Below are 15,750 nucleotides of genomic sequence, written 5' to 3' on the forward strand. Positions count from 1 at the left end.
GTCGAGCTCAGCGGGGAAACGGAGCGGGGTTGGCCAGGTAGGCCTTGGACAGGCGCGCGAACTGGCCGCCGTCGTTCGTGATGTCCGCCGACGTGTCGTCCCCGGGACTGAAGACGATCGCGAATGTGCCGTTGCCCGCGTACTGCGTYGTATGCGTCAGCATGTACTGGACGTGGTTGTCCCGATAGTGCTTCGGCGTTCCGCCGGGCGTCGTCGAGGGCACGCCCATGGGGGTCTGCCAGTACAGGATCGGCAGGCCGCCCAGGTGGCTTCGCACGATGCTCCAATCGTTGATGCCCTGGTTGAAATTCGGTGTGGTGACGTTGTTCTCGTCCAGGTAGAACGGGCCGGGGCCGCGATTCGCACAATTTGGCACGGGGTTCGGGTCTTCAAAGCAACCCGCATCGCGATCGCTCGTCTGCGCCACGATGAAGTCGGCCTTGTCTGCACCGAGTTTGGCCATGAARGYGCCGGTGGCGTTTGGATCCCCCGACCACAACGACGGGGGGAAGCCCATCCTCGCCTTGGGCGCGTACGTCCGCCCGAGCTTCAGCAGGCAACCGACGACGCCGACGGCCGTRTCCGGTTSGCTGGCGCATTCCGGCACCGTGCTCACGCGCGCCGGCAACTTCGCCGGGTCGCCGCCGGGTGCACCGCCCTGGGCGAAGCCCCAGAAGTCAGGCTCGAGGTTGACCAGGGTGGGGCGGTTGGTCTCGGCGATCTTCTGGTACATCAACTTGACTTGCGCCCAGTAGGCGGCCATGAACGGCGCGTCGTTGATGACGGTGACGTCGCCACCCCGCAGGGAAGGCATCTGGAACAGGGTGAACATCGGYACGGCGCCCATGGCCGCGACGTCGTTGGAGAAGACCGTTATGACGCCACCGTCCGGATAGTTGTATTGCCATTGAGGCCATGCGTTACCGCCGCCAGAGTTGAAACCCGYGACCGCCACGAGATAGGTATCGATGATGTCCGGAGYGATCTGCTGGGCCTTCATGTCCGCGAWAGKACTGGCCGCGCCGAGGCCCACGAGGAGCCGGCCGGGCTTGCCGAGGGCTGTCGTGATCGAAGGTGCGGGCGAAGGCGCAGGCGAAGGTCCGGGTGCGGGTGCGGGCGAAGGTGCTGACCCGACCGGTGCTGCAGCGGTGCCCGAATCACGGTCTCCGCCGCAGGCAGACAGCACCATGGCGCACAGCAGTGCGCTTGTCGCCGTGGCGAGTCTGGGGCGTTGGCTTGGCATGCTCATCGTGAAGATCCTGTTGCGTCAAAGTAGGTGCGGCGCGCCCATCTCATTCGACATGAGGTGCCCTCGATTTCTGCCAGTGTGTGAGTCACGATGTCGGGAAAGCTGACGAAACTTGCGGAGTCGACGCATCGAGCGAAGCGCGGATCGCCTCCGGCGGAAGTAATGCCTGGTATTGCCGCTCGAGCTCCATGAACACCGAGTGGGAGGCATCTCCGACCATCAGCCGGGAATCCGTCGCGAAATCGGACAGCCGATCGCCGTTCGGGCCGTCGAGCGGATCCTCCGGACGGGCCAGCACCGCGAGGGCCATCTTCGAACGCAGATCTGCGAGGTGACGGTTCGACCCGTCGGAGGCGATCGAATCCAGCTGGCCCAGCGCAACCGCCAGGACGTCGACAGGTATTCCTGCCAGCGCGGCGAGGCCTTGGGTGGCCAGCGCACGTTCGACGTACCGGAGGTGGCGCAGCACCTTGCGGGCCTGGGGATGCGAATCGAGCAATGCCTTGAGCGCGGCCCGCAACGGCGCCGCTTCGGCGATGGCCGCTTCGCTCAGCGCCTGCGGTTCGGCATCGGGTGGGGCCGCGGCGATGCGGATGTGAAAGTCCCGTCCGTCGCGTTCCAGTTTCAAGTCGCTGAAGAGGATGCGCGCCATGAAGAGAAACGGCCTCAGCAGCGGCCGGAACTGAAGTGGAACCATCGATCGCACACCCGCCGTTGTCATCACATCGGCAGTGTGGGCAGCCTTCGGATCCAATGCATGATCGAAAAATGATCAATGGTTGAACGGTACTGGCACCCGTGAGCATTTCACGGGTTTTCGCGGGACAGATCAGCAAGGCGAGTTGGTCTGCGTGAGCACGCCGAGGCGGTACGGCAGCTTCTCGTAGCTGTCCTTCGCCCCAGGCGTCAGCCCCTGGTAGAGGAAGCGCATGTTGCAGGCGCTGACCTCGACGTTCTGGTCATACCCGGTGCGCAGGATCTCGCCGTGGCTGATGCCCTGGCTCCACTTGCCGGTCGGGAAGCTCACGTTGGCGTCGCCGGCGAACGGGCTGGACTCGCTCGCGGCCAGCGGCGTCCAGGCGCCGCCCAGGCTGCTCGCGGTCCACGAGCGGAAGTACCGGCCGCCGCTGCCGATGGCCTCGACGATGAGCAGGTACTGCCCGGTCTCGCGCACCTTGTAGACCTGGGGTGCTTCGAAGACCTTGTTGCGGTCGGCATCCTGCAGCGCGATCACCGTGTTGCCGAAGCCGTTCGGGAAGTTCGCGAGCGTGGTCTGCGAGCGGTAGATCTGCCCGTTGTCGCCGGCGGAGAACAGGTGGCAGTCGGCTGCATCGCAGGCCACGGCAAAGTCCAGCCAGTTGCCGTTGCCGCCAGCGGTGTTCTGCTGGACGATCTGCGGCACGCTGCCGTAGAAGGTCTTCAGCGCGCTCCACCCACCCGGGTTGCCGATGTCGGGGTTGGTCGAGTAGGCGGCGTTGCCGTTCTGGAACACCAGGTACCACAGCCGCGAAGGCGCGTGGAAGAACACGAACGGCGCTGCCCGGTACCCGCCGCCGATCGCGGTGGAGTCGAGGAAGTAGGGCGTGGCTGCCCCAGCGTTCGACCAATCCGGGAACGAGCGGTACTCCAGGCCCCACCCATTGCCCTTGGCCTGGGTGGAGAACACGTGCCACAGGCCGTTGTAGTACACGACCGACGGATCCTTGATCGCCACTTCCGGGAACTGCGCGGCCGGCTTGGCCACCATCAGCGCTGCGCTCGAGGTCCAGCGGAAGCTGGACGGCAGCGCCACGTTGCCGGTTCCGCCGCCGGGCGGCGGCGTGGTGGCGCCGACGGGCACGAGCGCCCAGGTCTGGTTGCGGCCGCTGTAGTCGGTGTACTGGGTGACGTCGCCGCCATCGGCGGTCGACGCGCCGGCGACTTCGAGCGCCTTGCCCGAATTGCGGTTGATGAAGCGCACCGCGTTGTTGTCGGCGCCGACCAGTTGCCACTGCTGGTTGTTGCCGTCATGGTCGGTGTACTGGTTGACGGCGGCCCCGTCGGCCGTCGAGAGGTTCCACACGTCGACGACCTTGCCCGAGTGCCTGTTCTTGAGCCGGTAGTAGCCGTTGCCGGAACTGACCAGCTGGAACTGCTGGTTGGCGCCGTCGTGCCGGCTCCACTGGCGGAACTCGGCGCCGTCGCCGGTCATCCAGTTGTAGAGGTCGAGCGCCTTGCCGCTGTTGACGTTGACGAGGGTGTACCAGGCGTTGCCGTCCACCGTGATGGCGGCGTGTGCCGGGACCGCGGCCCCCAGGGTGAGCGCCGGCAGCACGAAGGCCGCCAGCGTCGACAGAACTTTGCGAAGTTTCATCGTGTTCTTCATGACAGGTCTCCGTTCAGATGAGGCAGGGGCTCACAGGTCGCCGAAGCCGATGGCGCCGTTGCAATGCAGCCATTCGCTGCGGCCGCTGCCGCCGCCGCACCGGCCGTTCTGGTACACGCCGGTGTTGTAGGTCTGGTTCTCGGCCTGCCGCACGCTGCCGTTCACGCTCAGGTAGTCGACCTGCACGTCGCGGCCGGCGGCGTCGTTGCTGAACTCCACGGTGCTGCCACCCGACAGGCTGGTCGTGAACGTGTAGTTGGTCATGGTCTTGCCGAGCGTCCAGCTCTGCACCACGGTGCCGCCGACGCGCAGGGTCACGCGCTCCTGGCCCGAGGTTCCGCGTGCACGCACGACGATGGACTTGCCCGGCGTGCCGCCGCCACCGCCGCCGGTGTTGCTGCGCACGTAGTTGCCGAGCCAGGTCAGCGCTGGCCGCTCGCTGCCGTCGCGGCGCACGAGGTGCGAGTTGGCCACCCAGGTCTGGCCTTCGATGTAGCCCCACAGCGTGACGCCCGCGACGCCCGGGTGCGTCCACAGCAGCGGGAACTTCTGCTGGTAGCGCGCCAGCTGCGTGGCGTCGTCACCGGTCATGTCCAGCTCCGACACGTAGATCGGCACGCCGGCCTGGGCCAGCGTGTCCAGGTTCTGCGTGATCGTGGCCGGCGCCAGGTTGTCGATGCTGAAGTAGTGCGTCTGGATGCCGACGCCGTCGATCAAGCCGCGCGACTTCAGGATGTTGACGATGCCCTTGTAGCGGTTCAGCGCATTGGCGTCGTTGATGATCCCGTACTCGTTGATCAGGAGCTTGGCGTTGGGGCAGTGCTGGCGGGCCTTCTGGAACGACCAGACGATCCAGTCCCAGCCGGTCGAGCCCGCGCCGCCGAGGGCCTCGCGGTAGCTGGCCGGTTGGTGCAGCGGCTCGTTGACCACGTCGATGTATTGCGTCTGCGGGTAGCGCTGGCAGTACTGGCGCATGAAATCCTCGACTTCGGCGGCTTGCTGCGGCGCGCTCAGCCCGTCGATCCAGTTCGGCGCCTGCGAACCCCACACGAAGGTGTGCTGCTTGAACGGAAAACCGTTGGAGCGCGCGTAGTTGTAGGCGGCGTCGAGCTGGCTCCAGTTCATCTGGCCGCGCACCGGCTCCACCGACTCCCATTTGCCGGCGTTCTCCGGCGAGACCTGGTTCCAGTAGGTGCTGAAGTTGGCCGGCGGATTGCCGGCAATGATGTTGCCGAGGAACTTGGGCTTGCCGACGGCAATCTGCGCGTGCGCCAGGCCGGCTGAACCCAGCAGGCCGAGGGCTGCCGTGGTGCAGATCGTGGCGCGGCGCATGGCCTTGAAGGTGCGTGAGGTGTTCATTGTTCGTCTCCCTTGAAGTGTTGAACGGATCGGATTGACAGCGGCGCGAATGCGCATCAGCGCAGCCCCACGCCGCCCTTCTTGTCGTAGCCCTGCGTCCAGCCGAGCAGTCGGCCACCATCGGTTTCCGGCGATGTCTGGGGCGTGTCACCGGCACCGAAGAACAGCCCGGCAATGTGCGCGTCAGCCACCTTGTCGAGGTTGTTGAAGAGGTAGTCCACCTTGTTGTCCTGCCAGTGGTTGGTCGTGTTGTTCTGCTGCGAGTTGCCGAGCGGAACCTGCCACATCACGGTGGACTTGCCGACGACCTCGGCCAGCTTCTTGCTCCAGGCCAGGTAGGCCGCGAAGCTCTGGTCGGTCCAGAAGGTGTCCTTGTTGTAGGTGGCCTTGTACCAACCCGCATCGCGGTCGGCGGGGTCGGTGGTCACGAAGTCGCCGCTGCCGGCGCCCAGGGCCAGCATGTACTTGCCGATCTCCTCGGCGTTGCCGCTCTCGGTGTGGTTCCACGACGAGGCATGCAGGCCGACAGCCGCGTTCGGTGCGTACTGGCGTGCCATCGCGATCATGCAGCGGCCGAGGCCCGCGGCACTGTTCTCCTGCTGGGCGCAGTCGGTGGGATTGGCGGCTGCCACCTGGGCCGGCACGGCATGCGGATCCTTGTTCCTGCCGCGCACGAAGCCCCACAGGTCGGGCTCGATCTGCAGGATCACGCGTTCCTTGCCGATCGTCTGCAGCAGGAAGCGCCAGTCGGTGAGGTAGCGCTTGAGCGTTGCGGCATCGTTCATCGCCGCCAGCTCGGCCTCGCCTTCCTGGTAGCCCGCGGCCGACTTCATCACGTAGTACGTGAACATCGGCACGCGCGGGCGGGCCGCGTTCTGCCAGGTCGCGGCCTTGTTCGCGGCGATGCTGTTGCGCAGCTGCGTTGCCGGCGCGTGCGTGTTGTCCCAGCAGGCCCACCAGTTCATCTGGGTGCTCGGACACGCCTTCAGGTAGGCGTCGTCGGGAACCGGCAGGCTGGCGAGATAGGAGTAGCGCACGTCGAAGGGGGCCGCTGCTGCGCTCGAGTCGTCCATCTGTGCGCCGATCAGCAGCCGGGTCTGGCCCATGAAGGTGCCGAAACTGCCGCTCGCCGTCCCGGCGCATTTTCCGTCGACCGGGTTCAGGTACCAGCGCTGCTTCGCYGACGACCTGTCGGCGTCCTGGTAGATCTTCGACAAGGCATTGCCGTCACCGACGGTCACGAGCTTGCCCGAGTAGCTCGAGACGATGTTGACCGCGCCGCTGCCCGCGCCGCGCAGCGCGAACAGCTGGTTGGCGGTGCTCTTGTAGGCCCACTGCCTGAGGGGCGTGTTGTCGCCGGTCTGCCAGCCGTAGACGTCCAGCGCCTTCTCGCTGTGCACCGGCCGCAGCGACCACGATCCGTCGGCCACCTGGGTGAGCTTCCATTGCTGGTTGGCCGCGCCGTTCGACTGGTACTGGATGATGTCGGCGCCGTCGTCCCTGGACCAGCCCAGCACGTCGAGTGCGAGGCCGCTTGCTTCATTGACGATGGTGTAGGTCTTGCCGCTGACCGGTGCGTCCGCGCAGTTGCCGGCATGGGCGGCAAACGACGCCAAGGCTCCGAGCGCCACGCCGGCCAGCGTTCGCAGCACGATGCGGCCGGTGCCGGCCGCGGAAGCGCTTGAATTKTTTTGCTTGTCGAGTGTCATGTCTTGATCTGCTTTTTTCAGTTCACCAGCGTCGTGATGCTCTTGGCCGGCAGCGAAATGGAGAAGGTGTTCGCACTGACGCCGATCGCGGGCTGTTGCGCGAACGTGACGGTCCCGGTGGTGCGGTACGGCGTCAGGCTGGTCAGCGCGCGGCCGGCGGGGGCGATCGACGTCGTCAGGGTGACGTCGGCCGCGTTCTCGTTCACGAGCACGACCACGGCCTTGCTGTCGGCTGCGCCGGGGGGAGTGCCGAACGCCGAGACGCGGACACCCTTCTGCGGGAGCGCCGTCGCGTCGTAGCGGACGTAGCCCGGACGGATGAAGTACGAGAAATGCTTCAGCCCGATGCCGAAGTAGGTCGGCTTGTTGTTCGTGCCGATCAGGCCGGTCGGCGTCGCGTCGTTGGAGTTGACGAGCCACCAATGGACGTAGGCGTTGTACTGCGACAGCGTCAGGCCGTCATGCACTTCCTTGGCCATCGCGATGGCGTCGTCGATGCTGGTCGACCATGACGACTTGGAGTCCGATTTGTTGACGGAGTCCAGGAAGTGCTCGGTCATCCAGACCTCTTTCCCCAGCTTCTTGGCCGCGCTGGAATAGTTCGGCGTGCCGCCGTAGAGGTGGCCGCCGACGATCGAGAGGTTGCTGGCCGCCTTGGTGTCGGCCAGCAGCGTGTCGGTGGTGGCCTGCGAGTAGTAGAACGATTCCGCCGCCATCAGCTTGGTGGTGGTGCCGGCAATGGCCGTCGCCCCGTAGCCGCCGACCCAGGCCGTCATCTCGTCGGCGTTCCACAGGCAGGACTCGTAGTCCTTCGGGTCCCAGTCCGGCTCGTTCTGCAGCGAGACGGCGTAGAGCTTCACATTGCGCGTGGCGGCATAGCGGACGTAGGCGTTCAGGTACTGGGCGTAGTCCGCGTACATCGCGGGGTCGAGGCGCCCGCTGTAGAGCGGGTTGGTGCGTTCCGTGTTGATGATCTTCATGCTCGCCGGCGGCGACCACGGCGAAGCGAAGACGATGGCTCCTCGCGCCTGGGCACCGATGCCGTTCTCCAGCTCGGCAGTCCATTGCGTGGTGTCGGCGGTCTTGGCCGAGGCGTTCCAGTTCGCCGGCGCGATGCGCAGCCGGATGATGTTCAGCCCCAGGCTGTCGGCGGTGCTGGTGCCGAACAGGACGTTCAGGCGCTCGTCCGACATCTTGCTGTAGTACCAGGCCGCCGAGCCGCCGAAGCCCTGGATGGTCTGCTTCGCATCGCCGAAGTCGATGGCCGCCGCGGCCGGGGCCGGCGCGATGGTCAGGGTGGTGCTGATGACCGACGAGATGTAGTGCGCGCTGTCCTTCGGCACGAACGTGGCCTGGACGAGGGCGGTCCCGGCGGCGGCCGTGGTGGCGCTGCCCAGGGGCTTGCCGTCGTCGGTCATGTAGGAGGCCGGATCGGCAGTGCCCTGGACGCCGTAGATCGCGTAGGGCGCGGTGGTGATCTGCGCGGGCGTGAGCGCGGTCCCCTGGAGCACGGCAGCGGGGAGATCCCACCGGACCGGCGGCTGGGCCTTGTGGACCGTCAGCTTGCGCACGACGGTGCTCGTCGGGTACTTCGTCTTGTCCTGCGGCGTGAACGTGAGCGACAGCGTCTGGACGCCGACCTCGGGCTTCGCGCCAATGGCGGGTGAATAGGCAAACGTGCCCGGGATGCTCGATTTCGCGTTCAGCTGGGCCGTGCTGAGTGCCGTTCCCCAGTCGATGGCCGCTGGATCGGGCCAGGTGATTTGTGCCGCAGGCGCAGGTGCAGSTGCAGGTGCAGGTGCAGGTGCAGGTGCAGGTGCAGGCGCAGGCGCAGGCGCAGGCGCAGGCGCAGGTGCAGGTGCAGGTGCGGGTGCGGGCGCAGGTGCAGGTGCGGGTGCAGGTGCAGGTGCAGGTGCAGGTGCGGGCGCAGGTGCAGGTGCGGGCGCAGGTGCAGGTGCAGGTGCAGGTGCAGGTGCAGGTGCAGGTGCAGGTGCAGGTGCAGGTGCAGGTGCAGGTGCAGGTGCAGGTGCAGGTGCAGGTGCAGGTGCAGGTGCAGGTGCAGGTGCAGGTGCAGGTGCAGGCGCAGGCGCAGGCGCAGGTGCCGACCCAACAGGTGCCGCGGTGTCCGAGTCGTGGCCTCCCCCGCAGGCAGACAGCACCATGGCGCACAGCAATGCGCTCGTCGCGTTGGCGCGTCTGGGGCCTTGGTTTGGCATGCTCATCGTGAAGATCCTGTTGCGTCAAAGTAAGTGCGGCGCGCCCATCTCATTCGACATGCGGCGCCCTCGATTTCGGCGCTAGTGTCTGAGTCGCGATGGCAGGAAAGATGACGAAACTTGCGGAATCGACGGAGGCCACGCGGGGTCGTTGGCGCAGCGAGACGCAGTGCAACAGGATGCAAGTTCAGCCCACCCGATTTACATCGAATCGGGTGGGTGCTTCACCTGCGTCAGGGGATCACATGAAACGTCGCGTCGCTGCGGTCGGTCTGGTTCTTGACGAGATCCAGGCGCAGCACGTAGGCGTAGTGGCGGATGTAGCGGGTCGAGTCGCTGTACGCCTGGAAGGAACTGGCGCTCGTGTCGGCCAGCCCCGGCACCTGCTTGAACGTGGCGTCCGCGGCGAACTGCGGCGATCCGTCATACGGCGCGAGTTCGAAGACGAAGTCCTTGTGCCGCAAGTAGTAGCCCGGGAAGTTCACCGAGGCGAAGGAAACGTAGCCCGCGTTGTTCGCCAGCCCCTTCACCATCCGGAACTTCGAATCATCCAGCGGCGAGACGTTCGGATCGATGYGCACCGCGAAGCTCGAATGCCGCACGTACCGATCCGGAAAATTGGAGGACTGCATCCGGTTGATGGGCGTGGCGCCTCCCCACTGTGCGTTCACGCGGCTCATCTCTGCGGCGCTCAGGTTCAGGATGCCGCCATGCCGCTTGCGGTCCGAACCCAGGTCGTACGAACCCGTCGACGCGATCTGCCAGTTCTGCGCACTGCCCATGTTGATCGACGTCAGCGGCAGGTAGCCCTTGCCCGCAGCGTACTGGTCGACCCACAGGCCCCACTTGTTCTCGTTGTTGAACTTGAAGAGGATGGGGCCTTCGACCATGCTGCCCGTCAGGCCGATCTGCGACAGGTCGCCCAGGGTCGTCCACGCGCCCAGCACCGACTGGCTGCCTTCGAGCGTGATCTGGCCGTCTCCGGAGGCACGCACGTACCTGAAGCCGCCGACGCTGCCCGCGACCTCGATGATCTGCGTGTCGATGATGCCTTGCGTGCCGGGCCGGTCGATGTACATCTGCGGCGCGGTGAAGCTGCGGAAGTCGGTCGTCTTCGCGTAGTAGATGCGCGGCTTGTCGATGCCGTTGAGCGGCGAGATGGTGGCCCAGTACACGATGTAGGCGTTCGATGCCGGATCCCAGATGGCTTCGGGCGCCCAGGCGCAACCCGCGTTCGGGATGGCGCCGGCCACGTCGACCAGGCGCGGCTCGGACCAGTGCACGAGGTCCGTCGATTCCCAGATGACCAGCTTGGTGCTGGCGTGGTGCATCGCGGCATCCCAGCCCTTGCCGCTGGCGATGCGCAGGTCCGTGGCGAGGATCCAGTACCTGGAACCGTCGGGCGAGCGCACGATGGAGTGGTCGCGCACGCCTTTCTCGCCCACGGTCGACATCAGCACCGGCTGGCTGTTGTTCAGGTCCGACCAATGCATGCCGTCGGTGCTGACCGACATGTAGGTCTGCTCGCCTTGCGCAGACTCGCCCGTGAAATGAACCAGCAGGTAGCCCGCCGATTGCGCCTGTGCACCGCTGAACGCAGCGGCGAGAAAGCCGGCAGCAACCGCCGATCGAATCGATCTCAGAAATGTCTTCACCAGTGAACTCCTGTCTCCGCGGAAAAAAGCAGCCGTCACGACGTGACGGGCCCGTTGCGCCTCGCTCAATCGGCAAGATCGCGGGGGGCGATGCTATGGAGGTGTGRGTGCACGGTCCAATCTCTTCTCGGCGCGCTTCGATACCGGATTGGATATTCCCGTGAATACCCCGACACGCCATCGCGACCCGGTGAGGACTCCGCTCGAGAAACAAGGTAGGGAAGAGCGGGTGAGGGCATTGAACAGGCGCTCGGCGATGCGGCGCATCCGGAGATATTCCTCACGCAGGGCGGCGCGGTGTCAGAGATCATGATTCGATCGAGAGGCGATCATTTCTTCGGTGACGGCGAGTTCCAGACTCCGGGCTTTTGGAGGAGTCCGGGTCATGTCTTCATTTCAGCCTCGCGTGTTGTCGTGCCTGCTGCTGCTGGGTTGCAGCGGCGCTGCGTGGTCGCAATCCCACGGCGACACCATGACCCGGATCCGCGACAGCCGGGCCATCACCATCGGCGTGCGCGAATCGGCCCGGCCTTTCTCGTTCCTGAACGCGCAGAAGCAGCCGGTCGGCTACTCGGTCGACCTGTGCATGAACGCCGTCGAGGAGATCAAGCGCGAGCTGAAGCTCGGCGAACTCAAGGTGCAGTTCAAGGTCGTCAGCGGCGCGGAGCGCATTCCCAAGCTGCAGGCCGGCGAGATCGACCTCGAATGCGGGTCGACGACCAACACCCAGGCGCGCCAGCAGAAGGTCGATTTCAGCTACTCGTTCTTCGTGGCCTCGATGCGCGTTCTCACGTCCAGGAGCATCCAGGTCAACACGGTGAAGGACCTGAACGGGCTGCCGATCGCGCTCATCAAGGGCACGACCTCGGAGAAGCTGTTCAAGCAACTGGGCGACGGAGAGCTGCGTGCGCAATTCCAGTCGTACACCAGCAATGCAGAGGCATACCAGGCGCTGAAGGAAGGCCGGGCGCGGGCCTTCCCGCAGGACGACTCGTTGCTGCTCGGCCTGGTGTCCGCCGACCGCGCGCTCGATTCGCTCGAGGTGAGCGCCCTGGCCCTCTCGGTCGAGCCCTATGCGGTGATGGTCCGAAAGGGTGACAAGGTCTTGCTGGCGGCGGTGGACCGCAGCTTGATGCGCCTCTACGCGAGTGGCGAGATCAACGCGCTGTACGACAAGTGGTTCATGACCGACACGCTGACGATCAGGATGAGCCGGCTGACGCGCGACGGCTTCACGCGCCCCAACAAGGAGGCTGGCGTGGCGGCGCTGCTCGGCTTCTCCCTCTGACGCCGGGCGCCAGGCCTTTCATTGCCGGGGTGTCTCAGCGGGCCGCCCAGGCTCGGCGGGCTCGGTACCCGCCGCGCGTGCGCGCTCCTTTTCATAGTTGGCGAACTCGGGAAGCACCGGGCAGGGCGGGTCGGCCGGCTTTCGACTCAGCCGGCATTGCTGCGCCGTGTTGCGCTGGCCTTCGTAGAAGGCGCGCTCCCAGTTGACGTCCGCGCACCCGGCCAGCAAGACCAATGTGATGCAGACAGCACGACGATTCAGCATGCCATTTCCTTGTGCTCAGTTCGTTGAGAAAATTTCTGTTTCGCATTGTTTTATTATTGTTTTACAGAAATATATGGCAAACTGAGACCCTCGACAAGGGGTCTGCATGAAGAGTTCGCCAAGCGCAATTCCGCCGGTCGGCGCGCGGCTCAACGCGTTGCTTGCGCTCGCATGCCTCGCGATGGTGATTGCCATTCCGGCACTCACGCTCTACGGGTTGTGCACGACACCGCCCGAGATCTGGCTGGCGCGATTGGGCGGCACGTCGGCATTTCCGGCAGCTCAGCCCGGTTTGCAGATCGCGGGGTGGCAGGCTGGCCTGGCTGTGCTGGCAGGCATGCTGCCGGCATGTGCGATGGCCTACGGCCTGTTCCGTGCGCGCCTTTGTTTCCTCGGTTTCGCGCGCGGCGAAACCTTCAGCCTGGGCACGGTGCGACACCTGCGCGGCTTCGCGGTCGGCATGTTTGCCGCAGCGCTTGGCGGGCTCGTGTCGTCGGCGCTGATCAGCGTGCTTCTCACGCTGGGCGCGCCTCCCGGCCAACGCTCACTCGGGTTGACGATCGGCTCCAGCGAATTGCTGATGCTGCTGTTCGCAGGCATGGTCTGGCAGATCGCGCACGTCATGACGCAAGCTGCCGAACTTGCCGACGAGCACGCGCAGATCGTCTGAAGCGAGACGCCCACCGTGCCCATCGTCGTCCGGCTCGACATCATGCTCGCCGAGCGCAAGGTGAAGTCGAAGGACCTGGCCGAGTACGTCGGCATCACCGAAGCCAACCTGTCCCTGCTCAAGCAGGGCAAGGTGAAGGGCGTGCGCTTCGACACCTTGCAGCGGATCTGCGAGTACCTCGACTGTCAGCCTGCAGACCTTCTCGTCTCGAAACCCGATGGCGAGTCGAGCCGCTGATCAGCGGCTCAGCGTGATGCGGCCCACCTGGAAGTCGATGTCGCGCTTGCCGCCGGCCACCTTCGCGTCGGCCACTTCCACCGCCGACAGGGCGCCCTGCGTGACCGCGATGGTGCGCGCATTGGCGCCGCAGTACGACTCCGAGGCGAACCTGGCCAGCGGGATGCTGTACTCGCGCAGTTCCGGCGTGACCGGCTGCAGCACGACGGGGTAGCAGCCGGCGTCGCGAACGGCCTTTTCGTCGCCGAGCACGCGGATGCGCAGCACGCCGGGCGTGCTGGCGGCGAGTTGCAGCGTCACGGTCTTGTAGGCCGAGACGTCCATCGGCTTGCCGCCGTTGCTCACGCCGACAGTGAAGCCGACCCCGGCCCAGGTGCTGCCTTTCTGCGGCCAGATGACCCCGGTCACGCGGGCGACCCCATCGGCCGCCGCCGGCTTGCCGACGGTGGCGTCCCCGGCTTTCTCCGAATACGCGAAGGCGTCGGTGGCGGCACCTTGTTCGGTCCCGCTGCCGGCCTTCAGGGTCGCGAGCACGAGGCGGCTGCCGTCGACGGCCGGCTCGGCCGCTGCGGTCGATGGCGTGCGCACTGCGCCGGCGCCCGCGCTTGCCTTGGTCGGCGCGGGCCGCATGGCGCAGCCCGCCGCGAGCGCGGCGACGATCGTTCCGGCGAGCCATGCATGGCCCGCGGCGTTTCTGGTGTTCATGCCGGTTTCCTCGTGGTGGTGATGGACAGCAGCGCGTTCCCGTTGCCGCGGATGGACGCGCGGCGAAGGCCATGGATGGCGGCGAGCCAGCTGTCGTTGCTGGAGCTCAGCGCCCAGCTGGTCTCCTTGATGACGTCGAACCAGGTGAAGGCCCGCACGTYGGGCAGCGTCTCGAGGTCGCTGAACATGCGCTCGATCCATGCCGCCTTGTCGCCGCCGGTTTCGGAGCAGCCGAGTTCGGCCAGCACGATGGGCTTGGACGGCGCGATCTCGCGGGCCATCGCGACCGCGCGGCCGAAGACCTGGCTGAAGGGCGTCCAGTGCGACCAGCTCTGGCTGGTGCCGAAGTTGTAGCCGTCGATGCCGATCCAGTCGACATACTCGTCGCCGGGGTAGGCCGCGCGCGGGTCGTTCCAGGACTCCGCGGGCGTGCTGTCGTTGTTGAAGCACCAGACCCAGCGCACCTTGTTTGCGCCGGCCGCCCGAAAGCGCTCGACGATGTGGCGGTGGGCCCGCGCGAAGAGCTGGGGCTGGCGGCCGTTCTTCCCCAGGCACCAGGGGTACCAGTCGCCATTGAACTCATGGCCCACGCGCAGCATGAAGGGGAGGTCGACGCGCGCCGCGCCTTGCGCCCAGGCGTCGATGGTCGCGTCCCACTTGCCTGCGACGATGTCGGCGAGCGCCACCGGGCTGTTGTCGAAGCCCCAGGGCTCCCAGGTCACTTGCGCCGCCACGCCGCGCTGCGCGAGGTAGCGGATCTGCGACTCCGGGAACGACGCGCCGAATCGTGTGAACCACATCGCGGCCGCAGGCTGGCGGCGCAGGTCGGCTTGCGCGTCGTCCAGCAGATCGGGCAACGCGGTCTCGCGGAAGATGCCGAAGAAGATGCCGCGGCTGCCGTCCTCGTCGCGGTCGATGAGGACCGGCAAGGCCAGGCCGTCGTCGAGCTTCGACACCTTCTTCGGCACACCGCCGCAGGCCGGCAGGCCCACGCCGAGCGCCGAAGCGGCGAGCAGGCGGCGGCGCAGGAGCTGGTCGGCCCTCATGGTGCCAACTCCAGCCGGACGATCGCCATCGAGCGGGCGGGCAGGGTGATCGTGCGTCCCGCCTGCGCGGCGAGCGGCTGCAACGGCTTCTCCTCTTCCGCGATGCCGGCGTCGAAGAAGCGTGCGTCCTTGAACGTCAGCGCGGCCTGGCCGTCGATGCGCACCGGCTGGGGCTGCGTGCGGGTGTTGAACAGCACGAGTTGAAGCTGCGAACCCTTCTTCGTCGCATGGGCCCACAGCATCGAGTCGCTGCTCGCCGCTTCGACGAAGGAGCCATCCAGCTCGCCCAGCAGGCCGAAGCCGTAGTAGGTCGGGCGCGGCACGCCGCCCGTGTCCAGCAGCCCGTGGAATCCGGTGCCCATGTAGGCGAAGTAGTGGGCCAGGTTCACCCCTTGCTGCGCCATGCGCAAGGCCGATTCGGCCGCCCACATCGCACCCACCTGGTCGGACAGGAAGCGCGGCCGATCGGTGCGCCACGACAGGCCGTACTCCGTCACGCCGAAGCGGATGCTCCGCTTGTGGCCGAGCGGGTTGCGCGAGCGGTCCTTCCACAACGCGGAGAAGCGCGCGGTCGAGCGGTCGACCTCGACCACCGTGGCGAGCGCAGCCTCTTCGGTGCCGTCGCCTTCGGTGGGGTAGATGTGCCAGGTGAGCATGTCCACGACGTCGCCGCACAACGCGACGAAGCGTTCGAGGAAGAGCGGTGCGCCGGGCTGCGCACCGGAGACGGCGGGGCCGGCGATCAAGGCCTTCGGGTCTTCGCGGCGAATCGCCGCGGCCTGCGCGCGGAAGACGTCGCAATAGCGCTGGACCGTCCAGCTCGGGTCGCCGCGCACGGTGCTGAAGAGGTCGGGCTCATTGCCGATCTCCCAGATCCTGACGTTCAGTCCGCGGGCGCGGGCCATGCGCACGGCACGGGCCGCGTCCTGCGGCGTGTTGGCGGCGGGGCGGTCGGGCCGGCCCTCGAACACGCGTGTCTGCACGAGC

15 protein-coding genes are annotated in these 15,750 nt (G+C 66.5%); 4 read left to right on the top strand and 11 right to left on the bottom strand.

Annotated elements, in window-relative coordinates; translation table 11 throughout:
- Nucleotides 1-7: 7 nt before the first annotated feature.
- From AC1DXV_RS20955 to AC1DXV_RS20980, 6 genes are all read right to left on the bottom strand, one after another.
- Nucleotides 8-1,000 (bottom strand): hypothetical protein, encoded by a 993-nt coding sequence (locus AC1DXV_RS20955; RefSeq protein ID WP_477935350.1) that lies wholly within the window; start codon nt 998-1,000, stop codon nt 8-10.
- Between the two features lie 334 nt (nt 1,001-1,334).
- Complete coding sequence (locus AC1DXV_RS20960; protein ID WP_477870614.1) at nt 1,335-2,003, bottom strand: hypothetical protein; 669 nt, start codon at nt 2,001-2,003, stop codon at nt 1,335-1,337.
- Between the two features lie 75 nt (nt 2,004-2,078).
- Nucleotides 2,079-3,602 (bottom strand): non-reducing end alpha-L-arabinofuranosidase family hydrolase, encoded by a 1,524-nt coding sequence (locus AC1DXV_RS20965; RefSeq protein WP_477935352.1) that lies wholly within the window; start codon nt 3,600-3,602, stop codon nt 2,079-2,081.
- A 42-nt stretch (nt 3,603-3,644) separates the two neighbouring features.
- Nucleotides 3,645-4,973, bottom strand: a complete 1,329-nt coding sequence (locus AC1DXV_RS20970; protein WP_477935354.1) for an endo-1,4-beta-xylanase — start codon at nt 4,971-4,973, stop codon at nt 3,645-3,647.
- A 56-nt stretch (nt 4,974-5,029) separates the two neighbouring features.
- Nucleotides 5,030-6,682 carry an RICIN domain-containing protein gene (locus AC1DXV_RS20975; RefSeq protein WP_477935356.1) on the bottom strand — a complete coding sequence of 551 codons (1,653 nt, stop codon included), beginning with the start codon at nt 6,680-6,682 and terminating at the stop codon, nt 5,030-5,032.
- Between the two features lie 17 nt (nt 6,683-6,699).
- Nucleotides 6,700-8,253, bottom strand: coding sequence for a glycoside hydrolase (locus tag AC1DXV_RS20980; protein WP_477869255.1), 1,554 nt, complete (start codon nt 8,251-8,253; stop codon nt 6,700-6,702).
- Nucleotides 8,254-8,462: 209 nt separating this feature from the next.
- Here AC1DXV_RS20980 and AC1DXV_RS20985 point away from each other — a divergent pair, with 209 nt between their 5' ends.
- On the top strand, nt 8,463-8,909 hold the full coding sequence (locus tag AC1DXV_RS20985; RefSeq protein WP_477935358.1) for a hypothetical protein: 447 nt from the start codon (nt 8,463-8,465) through the stop codon (nt 8,907-8,909).
- 222 nt (nt 8,910-9,131) lie between these two features.
- On the opposite strand, the gene AC1DXV_RS20990 is transcribed toward AC1DXV_RS20985, so the two are convergent.
- Nucleotides 9,132-10,553, bottom strand: a complete 1,422-nt coding sequence (locus AC1DXV_RS20990) for an AbfB domain-containing protein (RefSeq protein WP_477935360.1) — start codon at nt 10,551-10,553, stop codon at nt 9,132-9,134.
- A gap of 385 nt (nt 10,554-10,938) precedes the next feature.
- On the opposite strand from AC1DXV_RS20990, the gene AC1DXV_RS20995 reads away from it, so the two are divergent.
- On the top strand, nt 10,939-11,841 hold the full coding sequence (locus tag AC1DXV_RS20995; RefSeq protein WP_477870038.1) for an amino acid ABC transporter substrate-binding protein: 903 nt from the start codon (nt 10,939-10,941) through the stop codon (nt 11,839-11,841).
- Nucleotides 11,842-11,859: 18 nt separating this feature from the next.
- Here AC1DXV_RS20995 and AC1DXV_RS21000 read toward each other — a convergent pair whose 3' ends face one another.
- A complete protein-coding gene (locus AC1DXV_RS21000) occupies nt 11,860-12,105 on the bottom strand; it encodes a hypothetical protein (RefSeq protein ID WP_477870037.1) in 246 nt (81 codons plus the stop codon).
- Nucleotides 12,106-12,211: 106 nt separating this feature from the next.
- On the opposite strand from AC1DXV_RS21000, the gene AC1DXV_RS21005 reads away from it, so the two are divergent.
- Nucleotides 12,212-12,775, top strand: a complete 564-nt coding sequence (locus AC1DXV_RS21005; protein ID WP_477870036.1) for a hypothetical protein — start codon at nt 12,212-12,214, stop codon at nt 12,773-12,775.
- Between the two features lie 15 nt (nt 12,776-12,790).
- On the top strand, nt 12,791-13,012 hold the full coding sequence (locus tag AC1DXV_RS21010; protein ID WP_457331889.1) for a helix-turn-helix domain-containing protein: 222 nt from the start codon (nt 12,791-12,793) through the stop codon (nt 13,010-13,012).
- Here AC1DXV_RS21010 and AC1DXV_RS21015 read toward each other — a convergent pair whose 3' ends face one another.
- From AC1DXV_RS21015 to AC1DXV_RS21025, 3 genes are all read right to left on the bottom strand, one after another.
- The gene (locus tag AC1DXV_RS21015) at nt 13,013-13,717 is read right to left on the bottom strand and encodes a hypothetical protein (RefSeq protein ID WP_477935362.1); all 705 of its coding nucleotides are present in this window, start codon (nt 13,715-13,717) and stop codon (nt 13,013-13,015) included.
- Nucleotides 13,714-14,763 (bottom strand): glycoside hydrolase family 26 protein, encoded by a 1,050-nt coding sequence (locus tag AC1DXV_RS21020; RefSeq protein WP_477935364.1) that lies wholly within the window; start codon nt 14,761-14,763, stop codon nt 13,714-13,716. Before AC1DXV_RS21020 ends, AC1DXV_RS21015 begins: the two co-directional genes overlap by 4 nt.
- Nucleotides 14,760-15,750, bottom strand: a 991-nt coding sequence (locus AC1DXV_RS21025; protein ID WP_477935366.1) for a hypothetical protein, incomplete at its 5' end; no start/stop codon positions are given. The genes AC1DXV_RS21025 and AC1DXV_RS21020, both read right to left, overlap by 4 nt.

Source organism: Rhizobacter sp. P3_C12, from assembly GCF_056402735.1.